This window comes from Sulfurimicrobium lacus (assembly GCF_011764585.1).
In the GTDB taxonomy this organism is placed as follows: domain Bacteria; phylum Pseudomonadota; class Gammaproteobacteria; order Burkholderiales; family Sulfuricellaceae; genus Sulfurimicrobium; species Sulfurimicrobium lacus.
This window is the reverse complement of sequence record NZ_AP022853.1, coordinates 839,893-857,758: the sequence shown is the minus strand read 5'-3', so window position 1 is coordinate 857,758 and position 17,866 is coordinate 839,893. Positions and strand designations below refer to the sequence as shown.

General features: G+C 61.4%; 18 protein-coding genes. 17 read left to right on the top strand and 1 reads right to left on the bottom strand.

Annotated features, from left to right (window positions below):
* Positions 1 to 20 precede the first annotated feature (20 nt).
* From SKTS_RS04370 to SKTS_RS04325, 10 genes are all read left to right on the top strand, one after another.
* Positions 21 to 890, top strand: coding sequence for a hypothetical protein (locus SKTS_RS04370; protein WP_173060874.1), 870 nt, complete (start codon positions 21 to 23; stop codon positions 888 to 890).
* An 87-nt stretch (positions 891 to 977) separates the two neighbouring features.
* Positions 978 to 1,685 (top strand): two-component system response regulator CreB, encoded by a 708-nt coding sequence (gene creB, locus SKTS_RS04365; RefSeq protein WP_173060871.1) that lies wholly within the window; start codon positions 978 to 980, stop codon positions 1,683 to 1,685.
* 163 nt (positions 1,686 to 1,848) lie between these two features.
* Positions 1,849 to 3,300, top strand: coding sequence for a two-component system sensor histidine kinase CreC (creC, locus tag SKTS_RS04360; RefSeq protein WP_173060868.1), 1,452 nt, complete (start codon positions 1,849 to 1,851; stop codon positions 3,298 to 3,300).
* 429 nt (positions 3,301 to 3,729) lie between these two features.
* Positions 3,730 to 4,827 carry a hypothetical protein gene (locus tag SKTS_RS04355; RefSeq protein ID WP_173060865.1) on the top strand — a complete coding sequence of 366 codons (1,098 nt, stop codon included), beginning with the start codon at positions 3,730 to 3,732 and terminating at the stop codon, positions 4,825 to 4,827.
* Between the two features lie 170 nt (positions 4,828 to 4,997).
* Positions 4,998 to 7,439, top strand: a complete 2,442-nt coding sequence (locus SKTS_RS04350; protein ID WP_173060862.1) for a hypothetical protein — start codon at positions 4,998 to 5,000, stop codon at positions 7,437 to 7,439.
* Positions 7,440 to 7,486: 47 nt separating this feature from the next.
* Complete coding sequence (locus SKTS_RS04345) at positions 7,487 to 9,469, top strand: CsgG/HfaB family protein (protein WP_173060858.1); 1,983 nt, start codon at positions 7,487 to 7,489, stop codon at positions 9,467 to 9,469.
* 19 nt (positions 9,470 to 9,488) lie between these two features.
* A complete protein-coding gene (locus SKTS_RS04340) occupies positions 9,489 to 9,833 on the top strand; it encodes a hypothetical protein (protein ID WP_173060855.1) in 345 nt (114 codons plus the stop codon).
* 15 nt (positions 9,834 to 9,848) lie between these two features.
* The gene (locus tag SKTS_RS04335; RefSeq protein WP_173060852.1) at positions 9,849 to 10,364 is read left to right on the top strand and encodes a hypothetical protein; all 516 of its coding nucleotides are present in this window, start codon (positions 9,849 to 9,851) and stop codon (positions 10,362 to 10,364) included.
* Complete coding sequence (locus tag SKTS_RS04330; RefSeq protein ID WP_173060849.1) at positions 10,361 to 10,864, top strand: hypothetical protein; 504 nt, start codon at positions 10,361 to 10,363, stop codon at positions 10,862 to 10,864. Before SKTS_RS04335 ends, SKTS_RS04330 begins: the two co-directional genes overlap by 4 nt.
* Positions 10,864 to 12,237: a CsgG/HfaB family protein gene (locus SKTS_RS04325; RefSeq protein WP_173060846.1), complete on the top strand. Its 1,374-nt coding sequence runs from the start codon at positions 10,864 to 10,866 to the stop codon at positions 12,235 to 12,237. Before SKTS_RS04330 ends, SKTS_RS04325 begins: the two co-directional genes overlap by 1 nt.
* A 9-nt stretch (positions 12,238 to 12,246) precedes the next feature.
* Here SKTS_RS04325 and SKTS_RS04320 read toward each other — a convergent pair whose 3' ends face one another.
* Complete coding sequence (locus tag SKTS_RS04320; protein ID WP_173060843.1) at positions 12,247 to 13,815, bottom strand: transporter substrate-binding domain-containing diguanylate cyclase; 1,569 nt, start codon at positions 13,813 to 13,815, stop codon at positions 12,247 to 12,249.
* A 314-nt stretch (positions 13,816 to 14,129) separates the two neighbouring features.
* Here SKTS_RS04320 and SKTS_RS04315 point away from each other — a divergent pair, with 314 nt between their 5' ends.
* The 7 genes from SKTS_RS04315 to SKTS_RS04285 all read left to right on the top strand — a co-directional run bounded on the left by SKTS_RS04315 (position 14,130) and on the right by SKTS_RS04285 (position 17,840).
* Positions 14,130 to 14,732 carry a TetR/AcrR family transcriptional regulator gene (locus tag SKTS_RS04315; RefSeq protein ID WP_173060840.1) on the top strand — a complete coding sequence of 201 codons (603 nt, stop codon included), beginning with the start codon at positions 14,130 to 14,132 and terminating at the stop codon, positions 14,730 to 14,732.
* 103 nt (positions 14,733 to 14,835) lie between these two features.
* Complete coding sequence (locus SKTS_RS04310) at positions 14,836 to 15,063, top strand: sulfurtransferase TusA family protein (RefSeq protein WP_173060837.1); 228 nt, start codon at positions 14,836 to 14,838, stop codon at positions 15,061 to 15,063.
* Between the two features lie 10 nt (positions 15,064 to 15,073).
* Entirely contained in the window at positions 15,074 to 15,703 is a 630-nt protein-coding gene (gene dsrE2 / locus SKTS_RS04305) for a sulfur carrier protein DsrE2 (protein ID WP_280513683.1), read from the top strand.
* Positions 15,704 to 15,847: 144 nt separating this feature from the next.
* The gene (locus SKTS_RS04300) at positions 15,848 to 16,342 is read left to right on the top strand and encodes a PH domain-containing protein (RefSeq protein WP_173060834.1); all 495 of its coding nucleotides are present in this window, start codon (positions 15,848 to 15,850) and stop codon (positions 16,340 to 16,342) included.
* 89 nt (positions 16,343 to 16,431) lie between these two features.
* The gene (locus tag SKTS_RS04295) at positions 16,432 to 16,683 is read left to right on the top strand and encodes a type II toxin-antitoxin system Phd/YefM family antitoxin (protein WP_173060832.1); all 252 of its coding nucleotides are present in this window, start codon (positions 16,432 to 16,434) and stop codon (positions 16,681 to 16,683) included.
* Positions 16,680 to 17,093, top strand: coding sequence for a type II toxin-antitoxin system VapC family toxin (locus SKTS_RS04290; RefSeq protein WP_173060829.1), 414 nt, complete (start codon positions 16,680 to 16,682; stop codon positions 17,091 to 17,093). The genes SKTS_RS04295 and SKTS_RS04290 overlap by 4 nt, the downstream gene beginning before the upstream one ends.
* 171 nt (positions 17,094 to 17,264) lie before the next feature.
* Positions 17,265 to 17,840 (top strand): metal-dependent hydrolase, encoded by a 576-nt coding sequence (locus SKTS_RS04285; RefSeq protein WP_173060826.1) that lies wholly within the window; start codon positions 17,265 to 17,267, stop codon positions 17,838 to 17,840.
* The last annotated feature ends 26 nt before the right edge of the window (positions 17,841 to 17,866 follow it).

The window sequence follows — 17,866 nt, the reverse complement described above, 5'->3', positions numbered from 1 at the left end:
TACACTTACTGCTGAACCTAATGGAACCGTGCCCCCTTAACATCGTTGTAAATCTCGACGCACTCCTCGGGGAACTGCAGCGCTCGCTGCAATGGACGATCAATCTAGTTTCTGTCGCGCTTAAGGTCCAGGTGTCGCCAGACGATAATTCCCAGTTAAGACTGCCACTTGGCACCTTCGCCACAACATTCGACCAAAGGCTCCTGTGGACTCCTACTGAGGCAATGGAACATCACAGAAACTGGATTCTTTCCAATGGCTTCAGAGACGCAATTGAGGGGCTGAGCTTATTCGTCGAGTCTGCCCATGAAGTCTTATCGTATTGGAAACTTGCCGAGCAACAACAAGGTGGCATTCAGCTTCGTGGAGAAGACTGGAACCGAGAGATCGTTTCAGGCGAGAAGTCATTTCATCGCCTTGGGCTTCCTGATAAATTCACGCATCTTCAGAGGGAACATGCAGTCTCGCCTGAGGCTACGTTATTAAGGCAGATTCTTAGCGTTAACTCGGCCCGAAACTGTTTGGTTCATAGGAATGGGGTAGTAACGGAAAAAGACATTACGAACGAAGCTTCGTTGAATGTTGAGTGGCGCAAACTGGTGACGCTCCTTAAAGATGAGGATGGAGAGCACGATCTTGTTTTGGGACGAGTGATCGAGAAGGACAGTTGGCTTTGCATCAAGGGCGTCGATCACTGCACGTCGTTTAGGCTTGGGGAAAGAATCACATTCACTACACAGGAATTTGCTGACGTTACCTGGGGCTTGTTCCTTTTCGGAAGTGACCTCGTTCAGAAGATCAGCACCGTCGGTCTCAGCAAAGGGTTCATAAAGGAACGTGACCAGCCAGCACCGGAAAGCGTTCAACCTGGAGGCCCAAGGGCGAATTGAGGCATTCACGGCCGGATCATTTGACACTATCCATCTGGTCAAATCTGAACTGATGCACATTCGTAATTCATAATTCCGAGCAACCATATGTCCCAACGCATCCTGATCATCGAAGACGAACCGGCCATCGCCGACACCCTTACCTACGCCCTCTCCACCGACGGTTTCGAGGCCGTCTGGTGCGCCACCGGCGAGGCCGCGCTGGCGGCGCTGGGGCAATCCGCGTTCGACTTGGCGCTGCTCGACGTGGGCCTGCCGGACATCAACGGCTTTGACCTGTTCCGCGAGATTTCGCGCCGCCAGAGCCTGCCGGTGATTTTCCTCACCGCGCGCTCGGGCGAGATCGACCGCGTGGTGGGACTGGAACTCGGGGCGGACGATTACATCTCCAAGCCCTTCAGCCCGCGCGAGGTGTGCGCCCGGGTGCGCACCGTGCTGCGCCGTGCGGCCCGCGCCGGACAGCCCGCAACGACAGCCGCGCCGCAAAAGCCTGCGCCGCGCAACGGCCCGTTCGCCATCGACGACGAGCGCAAGTTCATCAGTTTCCACGGCCATGCGCTGGAACTGTCGCGCACCGAGTACCGCCTGCTCAAGACCCTGGTCGAACGCCCCGGCCGGGTCTATACCCGCGAGGAGCTGATGACCCATGCCTGGGACCATCCCGAGGTGAGTCTCGACCGCACCGTCGACGCCCACATCAAGCTGCTGCGCGCCAAGCTGCGCGCTGCCGCGCCCGGCTGCGACCCGATCCAGACCCATCGCGGCATGGGGTATTCGCTCAAGGAGAGTGAGTAATTGTGAAAAAACTTTATAACCACGGAACACACGGAGGACACGGAAAAGGGCAAGAAAACAAAAATCCCAAACTCCCCTCTGCGAATTCTGGCCTGATTTCATGCCTTGCATTGCTTTTCTCCGTGTGTTCCGTGTATTCCGTGGTTAAATCGCCCTTCCCAAAATGAGCCGCCGCAACCGCATCTTCCTCGGCATCCTGCTGCTGTTCTCGTTCGGCGTCGCCTTCCTGCTCTACCGCGTATCCACCGATCTCGACGCGCGCTACCGCGAGTCCGCCGAAGAATCCCTGGTCGACACGGCGCACCTGCTCGCATCGCTGGTCGAGACCGACATGCGCGAGGGGCGCATCGACCCGGCGCACCTGCGCGCCGCGCTGCAGACCGCCTATTCGCGCCGTTTTTCCGCCGAAATCTACGGCCTGGCCAAGCGCCGCGTGGAGCTGCGCGTCTACGTCACCGACGCCAACGGCGAGGTGCTGTACGACTCCACCGGCCAGGACGAAGGCCAGGATTACCGCGGCTGGCGCGACGTGAGCCTGACCCTGGCGGGCGAGTACGGCGCACGCACCACGCGGGCCGACCCGGACAAGCCGGAGACCGCGGTGATGTACGTGGCTGCGCCGATACACGACGGCGAGGGCATCGTCGGCGTGGTGAGCGTGGGCAAGACGGTGGCCTCGCAGGGATTGCGCGTGGAATCGGCGCGGCAGAAGCTGCTTTACGTCGGCCTCATCACCGTCGCCGCCTTCATCGTCCTGCTGCTGGTGCTCTCGGTGTGGCTGGTGCGCCCTTTCGGGCTCTCCGCCGATCTGCTGCGGGTGGTGCGCCAGGAAGGGCTGCGCCATCCCGGGCGCCTGCTGGGGCGCCTCTCCACCCTGCTTTCCGCCGCCTTCCGCGACATGCGCGACGCGCTGGCCGGCAACAGCTACACCGAGGAATACGTGCAGACCCTGACCCACGAGCTGAAAAGCCCGCTCGCCGCCATCCGCGGCGCCGCCGAGCTGCTGCGCGAGGACATGCCGGAAGCGCAGCGCCAGCGTTTCAGCGCCAACATCGCGGAACAGGTGCAACGCCTGCAGGATCTCGCCGACCGCCTGCTGGAACTGTCCAGCCTGGAAAAGCACCGTACCCTGGAAGACGTGCAACCGGTGGACATCGCCGTCCTCGCGAGCCAGGCCGCTGCGGCGCTGGAACACGCGGCGCGGCGCCGGGAAGTCACCCTGCATGTCGCCGTGCCGGACAACATCCGGGTCGAAGGCGATCCTTTCCTGCTGCACCAGGCGCTGGCCAACCTGCTCGCCAACGCCGTCGATTTCTCCCCGCCCGGCGCCGCGGTCGAGCTGAGCGCCGCCATGTCCGGCCGCCGCGTCGAACTCACGGTGCGCGACCACGGCCCCGGCGTGCCCGACTACGCCCTCGACCGCGTGTTCGAAAAATTCTACTCCCTGCGCCGCCCCGATTCCGGCCGCAAGAGCACCGGCCTGGGCCTCGCCTTCGTGCGCGAAATCGCCCACCTGCACGGCGGCGAAGCCTTTCTCGCCAACCGCCCCGAGGGCGGCGCGGAAGCAACCCTGAGCTTGCCGGCGACGGTGACGTCCGAAAGTGCCCGGCGCTAGTTTCAGGTTGAATCAGGCGGAAATTGGGTGTATAAAATAAGCGTGGTTTTCGAGTTTCAGGTTCAGAAAACCTGTCCGCAGAGGAAGACGCCTATCGCCACTTCAACGATCGATTGTCTTTAGCTTCACCCCAAGTCAGGATACGATGACTGACCACTTCGGCACCCAGAAGCCGACACAGATATAACGCCGCTTTGATGCGGCGTTATTATTTTCGCCGCCCACTTTGCAAGTCATTGCATTCGTTTTTGATGCGCCTACAATATTCCCAATAACGCCGTTTGCCGTTCATATCTGAACGCGCATGACGCGATAATTCATCGAACACCTGAACAAGAAAAGCAGGATATAGCGGCTCTGTTTATTTTCATAAACGAGCCAGTGCAAGCAGCAGGGGCCAGTCAAGGCCCATCAGCACGAGGCCATATCATGAACAGGTTAACCATCGTAACGGTTGCATTGTTGGGCTGGCTGTTTGCTGCGCCCGCTTTCAGTGCCGATTTGTCCTCTCCTCCCAGCGTCATCTCCGCCTCACCGCCTGAAGCGTCTGCTGTGCAGAGCACGGCTGATTTGGTCCGCCTCACGACATTGCTGATGGCGGTTAACCGCTTCAAGCAGATTTCCATAGGCGACTATGAAAAAGCGCTATTGATGTTCGCAACGGATGATGCGGTCGCTAAATTCAGGCGCTTCAGCCAGAACATCTGGGCCGAAACCCCGCCCGCAATGGGCTGGTCCTATTTCATGAGTTCATCTGTCCATGCAGTCGGGGCCGCAGGACGTCAACAGCCGCTGGTGGCATTTTACAATCCCTGGTGCGACGTCTTCCTGATCACCGAATGGCGGATGGATGAGGACATCCCGCGCCTGGTCGATGCAGAGATGCTGATGGGCGACTGGCTGCGGCCCGGGAAGGAACTCAGCCCAGTACCAAACTGGCTCAGGACCAATACGTTCAAGCCAGCGGCACTGGGTAGCAGCGTTGCGCAGTCCATCCAGGAATTTGAAGAGCGATTCAAGACCACAGGTTCGGGTCCCTGGCGCAAGCAGTTGCCGGTTCTGGAAAATCAGCAGTTGTTGACGGAGGTGAATTACCCCGCAGTCTCGCTGATGCTGCTCAACAACCTGCAAAACATAAATGCATTCAGAACCCTGAAAAAAGAAAACAATTCCCGGATCGCAACGTGCCGCCGCCTGACCGTTGACGTCATTCGCGCCGGCGCCCAAGGGCAGATCGGGAAGAGCCGCAAGACCGCGGACGATACATTGCCGCAAACCTGGGACGTGCTTGAAGGCGTGGACGCCAAGTGGTTCAGGACGCTGGAAGCGGTAGCTGTGATTGACGGGAATGACGGTTGCCTGGTGTTCCTGTCGCCGGTATTTGATGTAAACGGGAGCCTAAGTCTGTTTTTTAAAGGCAAGAAAGCTGATCTGCGCCTGAAAAGAATCGATGTCATCGACTATTCCGGGTTCTACCAAGAGATCAAAGGCAAAGGTGAAGCGCCCCACAAGGAGCTCTCACTATGAAACCGCTACCGCTTGCTTTCGCCTGGCGAAGCACTTTTATATTCCTCCTGGGACTCGTTGCAATTCTGCCGGCTGCGAGCCGGTCTGACACCATGCCATTGGCTGCCGGTAGCAGTGGTGTAACGACAGCAACAGTGCCAGTAGCCAAAGAGACATCCACGACGAATTATGTGAAAAAGATCGTGAAGCCGGTCGTGAACACGTTTGTCGACACGGTGAACGGCAACGCGGCCAGCAACCTTTTTAATTCAAGCGAAGCGATTTCCGAATCTGTCGCTCCGCTACAAAGCCAACAGGTCCGCCAACAGATCGGAGAAGTATTTTATGGGTCAGCAGTCCCTTATGCCCGGAGAAGCCGAGAGGTATTCAAACAATTCGATAGCGGTCTGAAAAGCGCGGGGAGCGCGCTGGAAAGGGTCGGCAAGAGTGACGCTCTGACCCAGAAGACTTTTCAGTCGCTAAGTGGATTCAACAGGACCTTCGGGACCGGCGCAGCCTTTGACAAGGCATCCAACGTGGCGGCCGGGGCGGGCGCCCTCTACGGGGGGGATGGGGTCGGCGTTGCCCAGGCCGGTGCGAATTCCGCCTTGTCCGGCTATTCGGCCGCCGCAGGCGCGGCGGGCGGCAAATACCTGGGTGCGGGCGTCGGAATGGTATTGGGAGGCCCCCCCGGCGCGGCCCTGGGCGGTGTAGTCGGTGGCGTCAGCGGGGCAATCATCGGGTCATACGGATACGAATCAAAGCTCAAGCCCATCCTTGATAAAACGATGGACGCCGTGTCGAGGGATCTACAGCGCAAGGAAGAAGCGGCCAACAAAATCGCTCGCAGAATAAAGACAGACAGCGCCCTCCTCGAAAAGAGTGGTACGCCCTGGGTGATCCCGTTTGAACAGAACCCGCGATCTCCCTATCCGATCATTGTCAGAGAACTCTCGGCCAGCCAAGCCGAAGCCATGCATCAAAGCGCCGAGCAAATTCGTGCTCAACAGATGGTAGACCGGGCACAAAAAAACACCGCTGATAACATCGGGGCGCGGGTCGACTTGCTGAAAACATTGCGAGCCAGAACCGATGACCCCGATGCAAAGGAAAAACTGGCGCGCGAAATCGCACTGCTGGAGCAGCGGCTGCAGAACTTACCGCTCGCGGACGTGCTCAAGAAAGTTGACGCACTGAATGCGATGCGCGACAAAACCACCGACGCCGATGCCAGGGAAAAAATAGACCGCGAACTTGCGTTTTTGAATCAGCGCGAGCAAAAAACGCCTGACGCCACAAAAAAGCCCATAGAACCGACTGCCGTCACCACCAAAACGCCGCCTCCGCCATGTGCCGGACTGAACGAAGAGCGCAACAGTGCAGGCGTTTGCGTGTGCCGTCCCGGTACCGAGGCCGTTGGCGGGATTTGCAGGCCGTATTGCGCAGCCAACATGACCCGCGACGGCGACGGCACTTGTGTCTGCGCGAGCGGCTACGAGCCGCTGGGCGGAGCCTGCGTGCTCAAATGTCAGCCCAATGAGGAGCGTATCGGCGGCATATGCCTGACGCGTTGCGGCTTGAACGAAGAACGCAGCGCACAGAATATCTGCATATGCATATCCGGCTTCGTGCCGACACCGAAAGGCTGCGCCCCGGCCTGCGGCCCAAATGAAACGCGCGACGAAGCCGGCAAGTGCGTCTGCAGCGCCGGCTTCGAGAAGGTGAACGGGGAGTGCGTGCCATTCTGCGCGCAAGGGGAGATGCGCACGGAAGACGGGCGCTGCGTGAAAGGCTATACCTGCGGTTCGGACAGCGACTGCCCGGCGGGTTTCTCGTGCAACCCGGCCGGCATGTGCGCGGACAACCGGCCCAGCGGCGAAGCGGCAGTGCGCATGCGCACCGAGGTCAACCAGGGGCAGCGCAATCAGTCAGGCCATTCGCAACTGCCCTTGTACGGCCAGACCACGACCAGCAGGCCCGAGCGCTTCGGCCTGGGCCAGATGCCGGGTGGCTCGACCCAGGTATTGACGCCATTGCCAGGCACGACATCGACTTCTCCCCAGCAACCGCAACAAGCGGGGACAACGACCACGCCCACCACACCGTCTGATATCGCCTGTGGGGCTGGCGGCCTGTGTCCATCCGGCTACACGTGCAATTCGCGGACCGGCGTGTGCGTCAAACAGCCACAAGCGACCAGCACCGTCACCAATATCCCCACCTGTACCACCGAACGGGACTGTCCGGGGGCGAAGTGCGTGAACAATGTCTGCACTTCGGCACCCGCGACCCCGGTGCAACCGACCAAGCCGACAACGGTGCAGCCTACGCAGCAGACTCGCCAATGGTATGTGCTGGAGGCGGTGGCTGGTTTTACTGTGTGCGATCTAGGTTCGACGTGTACTGCAGCACACAAAGTGCCGTGCACCTTGACCTATTGGGCTGCGTATGGACTTATGCAAAGCGAGTTGCAGGCGGCGCTCCAGGGAGTTGGGAAAGATCTGATGGGCCTTGTCGGCGGCTATGAAAACGCGCGCCTGGTCTCTACGCGAGTGTATCAAGGCCCCTCAACGACACAACTCAAGACGCCAGTTTCAGGGCCACCCTCCAAGCTTGAGTGTAAAAAACCATAATAAAAGCTAAAAAAGGAAGGTGAACCATGTTCCATACCCGAAAGTCGATGGCTGATGGGTTAATCCACCGTAAAACCTTACAGCTTTTCCTGGCCGTCCTGCTGTGTACGCTGACGTTTTCTGCCGCAGCGGAACTGGGCCTGCGCGTGCGCGATACGCCCAATGCCGCCGGCGTCGAAGTGACGCAGGTCACGCCGGGCAGCCTCGCCGCCGAGGCGGGGCTCAAAGCGGGCGACATCATCCTGCAGGTGGAAAAAAACGCGGTGACGAGTGCCGAGCAGTTCGCCCAGCGGGTGAGAAGCTTCCCTCCAGGCGCGCCGTTTTCCGTCCGCATCTCGCGTGAAGGCTGGGAGCGCGACCTGATGATGAAGCCGGTGGCCGCCGCGGTGCCGACGCCGAAGAAGTTCGGGTTGCGACTCCGGGACCAGGCACCCGATCAGCCGCCCGGCCACGGCGCGCAGATCGTCGCGGTGACGCCATCGAGCAGCGCGGCAGGTGCCGGGCTGAAAGCGGGCGATGTGGTCACCGAGGTCGAGGGGCGCAGACTGTCCAGCGCGAGCGAGCTTGTCGGGAAACTGCGCGAAGCCTGCGACCAGAACCGGTCGCTGAGCCTGACCATCGCGCGCGAAGGCTGGGAGAAATCAGTGCTGCTCGCCCCCGCTGCCATGCCTGCGCAGGCCGACCCTGCCGAGTGGCAGAGCGCCGACCAGGCATCTGACTCAACAGCGCTGCAGCCTGCCCGTACTGCGGCAGACACGGGCGCCAGGCGGGCGCCATCGGCCGGCACGCCAGAACACCCGCAACCCCACGTCGCGACCAACCTGGACGATGCCTCCTACAAGGCGTACACGGACGATCTCGAGCATGCCAAAACAAGCTACCAGAACGCCGACTGGCCCGCCGCCGAACGCTATTACAAGCAGGCGATCCAGCGCGTCCCCAACGATCCGGGCACCTGGGGCATGCTGGGCTACGCGCTGGTCATGCAGCAGAAATACAGCGAAGCAGCCAGCGCCTGCAACAAGTCCCTGGCCTTGGGCGTGCCCCAGCCCAGCGTCCTGAACAACCTCGGCTTCAGCCAGATGAAACTGGGCGCGATACCCGAGGCCAAAGCCGCCTATCTCAAAGCCATCGAAGTCGCCCCGCAATGGGCGCAACCCTATGCCGGCCTGGGCGCGCTGCACTTCAACCAGCAGGAATGGCCGCTGGCCGAGAGATACTACCGGCTGGCGCTCGAACGCGAACCGGACAACGCGGCGAACCGGCAGGCATTGGAAGGCGTCTTGCGCCAGCAACGCAGGATGAGCGAATTCGCGCCGCCGCAGCCCGCAGCAAACCGTCCAAACCCCGGCGCAGCGGTTGCCCCGGCGGTCATGCCGGACACGCTGCAACGGCAGAATCCGGAGCCGTTGCCTCAGCCGAGATCCGCGCCAGCCGGGCGCAAGGCCATGGTCGCGGTCGGCGATTTCCAGGTGAAGGCGGCGGGGGCGGCGCCCTTCATCGGCGACGGCATGCGCGAGATGCTGGTCACCACGCTGCACAACAGCGGCAACTACATCGTGGTCGAGCGCATGGACCTGCAGGGCCTGGCGGCCGAGCAGGCGCTGTCGCGCTCGCGCATGGCGCGCCCCGGCGTGGCGATTCCCGAAAGCCAGATGGATGTGGCCGAGATCATGGTATACGCCGCCGTCACCGAGTTCGAGGGCGCGGCGAGCGGGGGCGGCATACAGCTGGGCGTTACCCGGCTGCCGCTCAACCTGGGGCGCCAGACCTCGAACGCGCACATGGCGATCGACGTGCGCGTGGTCGACGTGGCGACGGGCCGCCTGATTGCGGCCCAGCGCCTTACCGGCCAGGCGAAATCCTCGCAAACCACCATCGGGACCAACCTTTCCGCCAGCGGGGACATCCCGCTCAGCCTAGGCGCTTTCAAGAACACGCCGATGGAGCAGGCGATCCGCGAAGTCATCCAGAAGGCGACGGCGTATATCACCAGCAATACGCCGCAGCAGTATTTCCGGCACCAGTAGCCGGCAGACAGGAGGCTATGTGAACAGGCACCTCACCTTGACGCGCGCCGCAGTGCTGGCAGGCGCAGGCTGGGCCTGCATCGCCCTGGCCGAAGCGCCGCCGGTCAGCGAACAGGAGGTGGTCGACATGTTCACGCAGCGCGAGCACCAGCGCAGCGAGCAGTTACTCCTGCGCAGCTATACGGCACCGCTCATCTCACCTGTTTTCGATTCGCACACCCTGGAGCGCCAGCTGCGGCAGAGCCAGTGGTGGCTTCAGCATCGTAGCGGGTCTCTGCCGGGCGGGCCCATTCCGTATTGCCAGCCGCCCTACTTCATCCCACCTACACCGTTCGGGCAGTGCCCGAATTTCCCCGTGCATTGAATCCGGGAGCGCAAAATGACAAGACTGAAAATAATTTCCTGGCTGGCACTCGGCGCCCTCCTGGCGGGTCTGCTGGGCGGCTGCGGCGCCCTCCCGCTGCGCAAGGAATTCGACTACCCGGCGCAGAACGTGAGCATGCCGCGGGCGATTCGCATCGCGGCGCAGGCGATGCAGGAAGGCGGCTTCCTGCCCGTCGCGCAGAACGAAGCGGCCGGCACGCTGCGCGGCCAGAAAACCATCCTCGGCGGCGATGCGTTCGGCTTCTCCGGCACCTTCTTCATGGACGTCACCATTCGCCACATGCCCGCCGGCGCCATGCATCTGGACGTGGTCTGTTCGCCGGGGCCGGAAGTGGCGTTCTCGACCGATTTGCCGGCCTATATCGCCCAGTTCCAGGAGGCGTTCGAGCGCTTGCTGCAGCAGCCTGACACGGCCAGGCCGCGCCCGCCCGAGCAGCTGCGCCCGCCGCCGGCGCGACCCGTGCCGGAAAGGCCGGCGGCACCGCCGAAAACGAAGGAGTACGACTTATGAACCTGTTCCATATGGCGCAGAACCGGCTCGCCGCTATCCGCGCAGGCTGGTGGCTATTGGGATGCGTCTTGCTGCTGGGAGCCTGCGCCTCCCTTCCAGCCAAGCAGGAGAGCGCCTACCCGGCCAGTTACGCGATCGGCGTCGACCGGGCCACGCGGCTGGCGGCGCGGGCCATGCAGGAGATGGGCTTCCAGGTGTTCAACCAGAACGAGGCCGCCGGGTATGTTCACGGCCACAAGATCGAAAAGGACCCGATGGGCTTTGCCGTGACGTTCAACCTGGAAGCCAACTTCACGCGCGACGCCGGGGGCGGCCTGCGCCTCAGCGCGGTTTGCACCGCGGGCAAGGAAGTGGCCCTGTCGACCTATCCGAGCGAGGCCGTGTCCAAGTTCATCGAGACGTTCGACCGCATCATCCAGGACGAGGCGAGCAAGCCGCGCGCACCGGTTCCCCCGCCTGCCCCGGCCACCCCGCCCAAGAACAGGGAGTATGAGCTGTAGTGGTCAACATTTTTCTCCGGGCGGCTGCTTGCCGCGACCGGCTCCTGCTGTTCGCCATGCTGCTGTGGTGCACTGCGCTGCATGCCGCGGGCAGCTTGGGAATGAGCGTGGCGGACACCGCCGATGGCGTGACCGTCACCGCCGTGCATGCGCAAGGCCCGGCGGCCCGCGCCGGGGTGCAGGTGGGCGACGTGATCCTGGCGCTGCAGGCGCAGGCCGTCACCAGCGCTGCCCAGCTGGCCGTGGCAGTGCGCGCGAGCCCGGCACAGGATGAGCTGGAGCTGAAGATTTCGCGCGCCGGCTGGACGCGAACCCTCAGGCTGGTCGCGGCGACGACATCGACGCCCGCAGCGCCTGAGACCGTAGCGTCGGCCGAACAGGGCGAATGGGAACAGCGCGCAGACCGTCACGCCTACGCCGGGCAGTTCGCCGACGCCGTGGCCGCCTACCAGAAGGCGCTCGCCGCCGGTCCGCCGCGGGCCAGCATCTATCACGGACTGGGCTGGAATTACTACAACCTGGCACGCTACGAGGAAGCCGACCAGGCCTTCCGCCGGGCATTGGAACTGGACCCCGACAATCCCAACACCCTGCTCACCATGGGGACCACCCAGATGCAACTGGGCCGCACCGAGGCGGCACAGGGGTATTGGCAAAAGGCGTCCGCGCTGGACCCCCAGGGCGAGATCGGCAACATCGCCCGCACCAATCTGGCCAAGACCGCCTACAACGCGCAGCTCAAGGGTGGCGGGGGAAGCGTGGCGGGACGCAGCGACGGTTTGAAAGCCATCGTCGCGGTGGGCGATTTCCAGGTGAAGGCCGCCAAGGCCACGACGGAGATCGGCGACGGCTTGCGCGAAATGCTGCACACCGCGCTGCACAACAGCGGCTATTTCATCGTGGTGGAACGCATGGACCTGAAGGGGCTGGCGGCAGAGCAGACGCTGTCGCACTCGCGCATGGCCCGGCCGGAAAGCGCCCTGCCCGAGAGCCGCATGGACATAGCCGAAATCATGGTTTACGCCGCGGTAACCGAGTTCGAGCCGCAAGCCAAGTCGGCCAACTGGGTCAACGTGATGCCCAGGATGCCGCTGGCCGTCAGCCAGAACTACAACGAATCGCACATGGCGCTGGACATGCGCGTGGTGGATGTCGCGTCGGGGCGGGTGCTGGCGACACAGCGCATCCCGGGGCTGGCCATCGCCATGAAGGCGTCGCTGTCCACGGTCATACCGGGCACCCGCCTGGGCATCCCGGTCGGCCTGAGCGTGTACCGCAACACGCCGATGGAACTGGCGATCCGCGACTGCATCCAGAAAGCGGTGATGTACGTCATCAACAACACGCCGGAGGACTACTACCGGCATCGCTAGCTTACCGTGTCACTGAATCCTGCATTCCGTCACGACGCGGTTGCGACCCTCGCGCTTCGCCTCGTACAAGCAGGCGTCGGCCTGATTCAGCAAGGTGTCAGGACGCTCGGCCTGGTCCGGGACCATCGAGGCCACGCCGACGCTGATGGTCAGAACTTGCGATGAAACATTTCCGAGATGGGGAATTTTCCTGGCCTCGATGGTGTAGCGAATTTTTTCGGCAACTTCGCCCGCAGTTTGAATCGAATGGCCGGGAAGGATGACGACAAACTCCTCGCCGCCGTACCTAGCGACCAGCTCGCCGGTCCGCTGGATCAGGGAATGCAGCACCTCGGCGACCAGCTGCAGACACCTGTCTCCCTCCGGGTGTCCGTAGCGGTCGTTGTATTCCTTGAAGTGATCGATGTCGACCATCAACAGCGCCAGCGGGCGCTTCTCGCGAATGGCCCGCCGCCACTCCCTGTCCAGTTCGGCATCGAACTTGCGCCGGTTGGCAATCCCGGTAAGCCCGTCGATTTCGCTCAGTTGCTGCAGCTTGCGATTCACCTCGGAGAGCTCGGCCGTGCGTTCGGCGATCTGCCGCTCCAGTTCCCGGTTGTATTGCGTTACGAGCGCCAGATTCTGCGCCTCGCTTTCCCTTAGCGCTTCCTTTTCCCTGACCAGCGCATCCGTGCGGATGGCAACTTGCTGCCGCAGCGTACGATTCCAGACAAGAATCACGGCAAATATGACCAGCGCACCCGCAAGCACGCCTCCCAGGACCACCCAGAACTGCCGATTACTGTAAATGCTCTGGTTTGAGGTATTGATCCAGCGCTTCTTTATCTCGTCCCGCTCGGCATCCGTAGCGGCATTCAGTCCCTTCTGGAGAATGCTGTGCAACACGGGCTCACCGATTGGCGAGCCGATCGACAGCCGGATATCGAACGGCACTTCTCCCGCCACACGCAAATTGGTGATGCCTTTTACCGAGATCAGATAAGACGCGGTCGCAAGATCGACGATTGCCGCGTCGGAGCGACCGAACGAGACATTCAATAGCGCGGTGAGATCATCGGGGACGATGTCGGGAACGAACTGCAGGCCACGGTTGGTCATGTGTTCGGTAACGGCATAGCTCTTCACCAGGGAAACCTTCAATCCCGCAAGCTTGAGCTCGGTCATTGCTCCCGACTGGTCTTTTCTCACGATGATGACGTTCGGTACGGATATGAAAGGTTCCGTCATCGCGAGGAACCTGGAGCGGGCCGGCGTGTTGGTCACGGCGTTGACGATCTGCACCTCTCCGCTGCGCACCTTGTCGAAAATTTCATCCAGTGACGAAAATCGTCTCTGCTTGAAATGAACGCCGAGTTTTGATTCGATCAGCAGCAGGTAATCGTGGGCAAGTCCCGTAGGACGGCCTTTGTCGTCCAGGAACACGAATGGGGCGTAGCCGGTTTCGACCGCGAGGACCAGGCGCGACTGATTGTTGGTGAGCCAGACGCGCTCAGCGGAACTCAGTATGTCTTTTCCGTCGGCACCGCCGTAGGCGATGGCCGCAAGAAACAGGCTCAGCAGCGCGGAAATTATACCCAAACAGCTGACTATTAAGACTTTTACAAACCTTTTCGGCGGGTTATTGATTTGAGGTTTCATCGTTCAGGTGCCGATTTTCCGTAAAGAGGCTGCTTCTCGAACAAGCGATTCATCGGTGCTGCACCATGAGCGCTTCAGAAAATCCCGTCGGGAGTGCCTGACTGTGATTCTACCCCGTAATCTTTTGTTCACATTCCCCGATCCGCGCTGACGCATCCATTGACGGCAGATTTCGAGCAGGCAACGCGATGCGCTACATTTTTTATTTTCCACATGGGCTTGACTTGACCGACCGGTCTAGTACCATGCGAAACATGAACCCAGATACCGACACCCGCTCCCGCATCCTCGCCACCGCCCGCGAAATGTTCCACGGCCGCAGCTACGCGGACGTGGGCATTCAGGAAATCTGCCTGGGCGCCAAGGTGCAGAAGGGCAGCTTCTACCACTTCTTCGCCTCCAAGCGCGATCTGGCCATGGCGGTCATCGACGACGTGGCCGAGGAGTGGGCGCACGGCTTCGTGGCCGAGGCGTTCGACCAGGACCTGCCGCCGGTCGAGCGCCTGGACTACATGATCGACGCCGCCTATTACTGGCAGAAGGCGTCTTCCGATCCGGAGGGGCGCATGCCCGGCTGCCTGTTCGGCAACCTGGCGCTGGAAATGAGCACCCGCGACGACGTCATGCGCTCCCGGCTGAACGCCGTGTTCGACAAGGCCATGGACAAGTTCCGCGTAACGCTCGACGAGGCGGTGCGCACCGGCGCGCTGGCGGCGATGGACACGGAGGCCACGGCCACCGCCATGCTGGCCTACCTCGAAGGCGTCATCCTGCTCGCCAAGGCGCGCAACGATCCCGAGCTGATCCTGGTGCTGGGTCCGGCCATCAAGACATTGCGCATCGAACTGAGCCACTGAGCATGTGTTGCCAACCGCCCTGACGGGCTTTTTTTGGGACCAAGACTTGACCGACCGGTCATCTAACGCGGCGATGCCGCACCAACCTGAAAGGAGAATCACCATGGAAGCGACTCAAACCCTCGACGCGCGCGGCCTCAACTGCCCCCTGCCCATCCTGCGCACCAAGAAGTCCCTGAACGCCATGCAATCCGGCGATACCCTGAAGGTGGTGGCGACCGACCCCGGCTCGCTCAAGGACATGGTCTCCTTCTGCACCCAGACCGGCAACGCGCTGCTCTCATCGCAACAGACGGGCGGCGATTTCGAATTCTTCATCCGCAAAGCCTGAGGAGACCACCATGAGCATCGCCAAACTGCAACCCGTGGACAGCCACACCGGGGCCATGCCGAGCGACCTGGCCAGCCTGGAGACATGGTTCGACCAGCGGCTGGACGAGAAACTGGCCGAACGCGAGGCGGCGAAAACCCCCTCGCTCGCCATCATCGCCACCAAGGGCACCATGGACATGGCCTACCCGCCCTTCATCCTCGCCACCACCGCCGCTGCCCTGGGCTGGGACGCCTCGATCTTCTTCACTTTCTACGGACTGGAACTGCTGAAGAAGGACCTGCACCTCAAGGTCTCGCCGCTGGGCAACCCCGCCATGCCGATGAAGATGCCGTTCGGCCCGGAATGGCTGCAACACATCAATATGCCCATCCCCAACCTCGTCGCCGGCAACCTGCCCGGCTTCGAAAACTTCGCCACCAGCATGATGGAACAGACCGTCAAGGCCAAGGGCGTGCCCAGCATCAAGGAACTGCGCGACATCAGCATCGAATCCGGCGTCAAGCTGGTCGCCTGCCAGATGACCGTCGATCTGTTCAACTACAGCAAGGACGAGTTCATCCCGGAAATCGCGGACTGGATCGGCGCGACCAGCTATCTGGTGGATGCGAAGAACGCCGATGTGTGTTTGTTCGTTTGAGGCTGGGTAATCCATTAGCTCGGGGAGGGGCGCGCATTCGTCCCTCCCCAGCAAACGGCCCTTGGCGCGCTTGATCCAGCGAGAAATAAGCATAAACTCCGAGCATGGATGCGCATAAGCGCCTCAAAACCAAAGGGGAAGGCCATGAGTTCCTACGTTGATGCCGTCTTGGCCGAAGGCGAACGAATCGTCTATCGCGCCTCCATCTCCCATTGGAAGTATTTCCTTTCCTACCTTGTCGGCAGTCTCTTCGTGTTGTCTGCGCTGGGCGCCTACATCGCCACCGAAAACACCGCCGGTGCGGCACTTGCCATGATTGCGCTACTGCTGGCGGCCGGCCTCGCCCTGATCTTGTCTGCGGTCGTCCGGCGACAAACCACCGAACTGGTCCTGACCGACAGGCGCATTATCACCAAGCGCGGACTCGTATCGCGCGATACGGTCGAGATAAACCTTAACAAGGTGGAGAGCCTGCACGTTAACCAGGGGCTGATGGGCCGCATTCTTAACTATGGCGACGTCACTGTCGTCGGCACGGGTGCTTCTCTTGAGCCGTTGCGCGGCATCGCCAGGCCGCTGGAATTGCGCAAGAAGCTCGGCGGCGGCATGGAGGTCGCCGTCCCGAAGAGCGATCGGTGATTCGCACCGTCTGGAAATTCGTTGGCAAAACAAGCGATGCGCGCTAACATCTGACCTGTATAGTCAGAATTGAACAGGCGGACACCATCATGCACTCATGGCAAATACAGGAAGCGAAGGCGCGCATCTCGGAAGTCGTCAAATGCGCACAGAATCAGGGGCCGCAGGAAATTACGCTGCACGGCAAGCCCGTCGCGGTCCTGGTCTCCTGTGAGACCTATGACCGGCTAGCCCACAGGAGCGATTCCCTGCTCGAATTCATGCACCGCTCGCCCTTGTACGGACTTGAAGAAATCGAATTCGTGCGCGACCAGAGCCTCACCCGCGAGGTTGAGCTTTGAGCTACCTCGTCGATACCAACGTGCTATCGGAATTGCGGCGCAAGAACCCAAACCCCGGCGTCGTAACCTGGTTCACGCAACGCCCCGCCACCACCTTGTACCTGAGCGTCCTCACGCTGGGTGAGATACGCAAAGGCATCGAAGGTCTGGGCGACGAAAAGCGGCGCATGGCTTTGCTGGACTGGCTGGAAACAGACCTGCCCGCCTTCTTTACCGGAAGAATCCTCCCCGTTGACGCCCCCGTCGCGGACCGCTGGGGACGGCTGGTAGCAGCGGCCGGGCGCCCCTTGCCCGCGATTGACAGTCTGCTGGCGGCGACCGCGCTAGTGCACGATCTGGTTCTGGTAACGCGAAATAGCCGAGATTTCAGCGATCTTCCGGTTCAGTTGATCAATCCTTGGGCGGAATGACGATATAGAGACTGTCAGAACCGCCGCTTGGCGGGAAATGTGTGCCTGTCCCCGGTTTTTAGTCTTCCGTTTCACGCAAATTTCACCCCGATTTCGTTCCCTCTCCACACCCTGTTCCATCTCTGCTGCGAACCTTGGTGCACTCTCTTCATATTGCCCAAGGATACCGCCATGTTCTTCGCCCACCTCCCCGCAGGCTACCTGTTCACCTCAGCCCTGAGCCGATCGCGGCGCGTCCGCCGCGGCATCTCTCTGCGCGTTTTCATGGCCGCCGGGCTGGCGGGCAGCATCTTTCCCGACATCGACCTGCTGTATTTTTTCCTCATCGACCAGCGCCAGCATCACCACCACACCTACTGGACGCATCTGCCACTTTTCTGGATCACCATGTCGGCAATCGCGCTGCTGTTTTTTGCCGCGCGTAAGAACACCGCCGCCCTTGCCTGCACGCTGGTATTCGGCGCCAACATATTCCTTCATCTCATGCTGGACACCTTGGTGGGCGATATCTGGTGGCTCTATCCTTTGGTCGATCAGCCATTCGCCTTATCCACCGTGCCCGCCCTCTACTCCCCGTGGTGGCTAAACTTCGTGTTGCACTGGTCGATGGCGGTTGAGGCGGGAATCGTGCTGGCTGCTTCCCTCCATCTACGCCAGCCATTTCACGCAAATTTCACCCCGATTTCCCCTCCCCTTCCCAATCCTTTCAGGCAAATCCGCCAAGCTTTCTCCCGACGCGTTCCATAACGCGCCCGAACAAATCAAACAAAGGA

What these genes read in the sequence shown, in the direction of transcription:
- SKTS_RS04345 (WP_173060858.1), top strand. Translation starts at nt 7,487, where the DNA reads ATGGCTGATGGGTTAATCCACCGTAAAACCTTACAGCTTTTCCTGGCC.
- SKTS_RS04370 (WP_173060874.1), top strand. Translation starts at nt 21, where the DNA reads ATGGAACCGTGCCCCCTTAACATCGTTGTAAATCTCGACGCACTCCTC.
- creC (WP_173060868.1), top strand. Translation starts at nt 1,849, where the DNA reads ATGAGCCGCCGCAACCGCATCTTCCTCGGCATCCTGCTGCTGTTCTCG.
- creB (WP_173060871.1), top strand. Translation starts at nt 978, where the DNA reads ATGTCCCAACGCATCCTGATCATCGAAGACGAACCGGCCATCGCCGAC.
- SKTS_RS04355 (WP_173060865.1), top strand. Translation starts at nt 3,730, where the DNA reads ATGAACAGGTTAACCATCGTAACGGTTGCATTGTTGGGCTGGCTGTTT.
- SKTS_RS04315 (WP_173060840.1), top strand. Translation starts at nt 14,130, where the DNA reads ATGAACCCAGATACCGACACCCGCTCCCGCATCCTCGCCACCGCCCGC.
- SKTS_RS04335 (WP_173060852.1), top strand. Translation starts at nt 9,849, where the DNA reads ATGACAAGACTGAAAATAATTTCCTGGCTGGCACTCGGCGCCCTCCTG.
- SKTS_RS04300 (WP_173060834.1), top strand. Translation starts at nt 15,848, where the DNA reads ATGAGTTCCTACGTTGATGCCGTCTTGGCCGAAGGCGAACGAATCGTC.
- SKTS_RS04295 (WP_173060832.1), top strand. Translation starts at nt 16,432, where the DNA reads ATGCACTCATGGCAAATACAGGAAGCGAAGGCGCGCATCTCGGAAGTC.
- SKTS_RS04285 (WP_173060826.1), top strand. Translation starts at nt 17,265, where the DNA reads ATGTTCTTCGCCCACCTCCCCGCAGGCTACCTGTTCACCTCAGCCCTG.
- dsrE2 (WP_280513683.1), top strand. Translation starts at nt 15,074, where the DNA reads ATGAGCATCGCCAAACTGCAACCCGTGGACAGCCACACCGGGGCCATG.
- SKTS_RS04330 (WP_173060849.1), top strand. Translation starts at nt 10,361, where the DNA reads ATGAACCTGTTCCATATGGCGCAGAACCGGCTCGCCGCTATCCGCGCA.
- SKTS_RS04310 (WP_173060837.1), top strand. Translation starts at nt 14,836, where the DNA reads ATGGAAGCGACTCAAACCCTCGACGCGCGCGGCCTCAACTGCCCCCTG.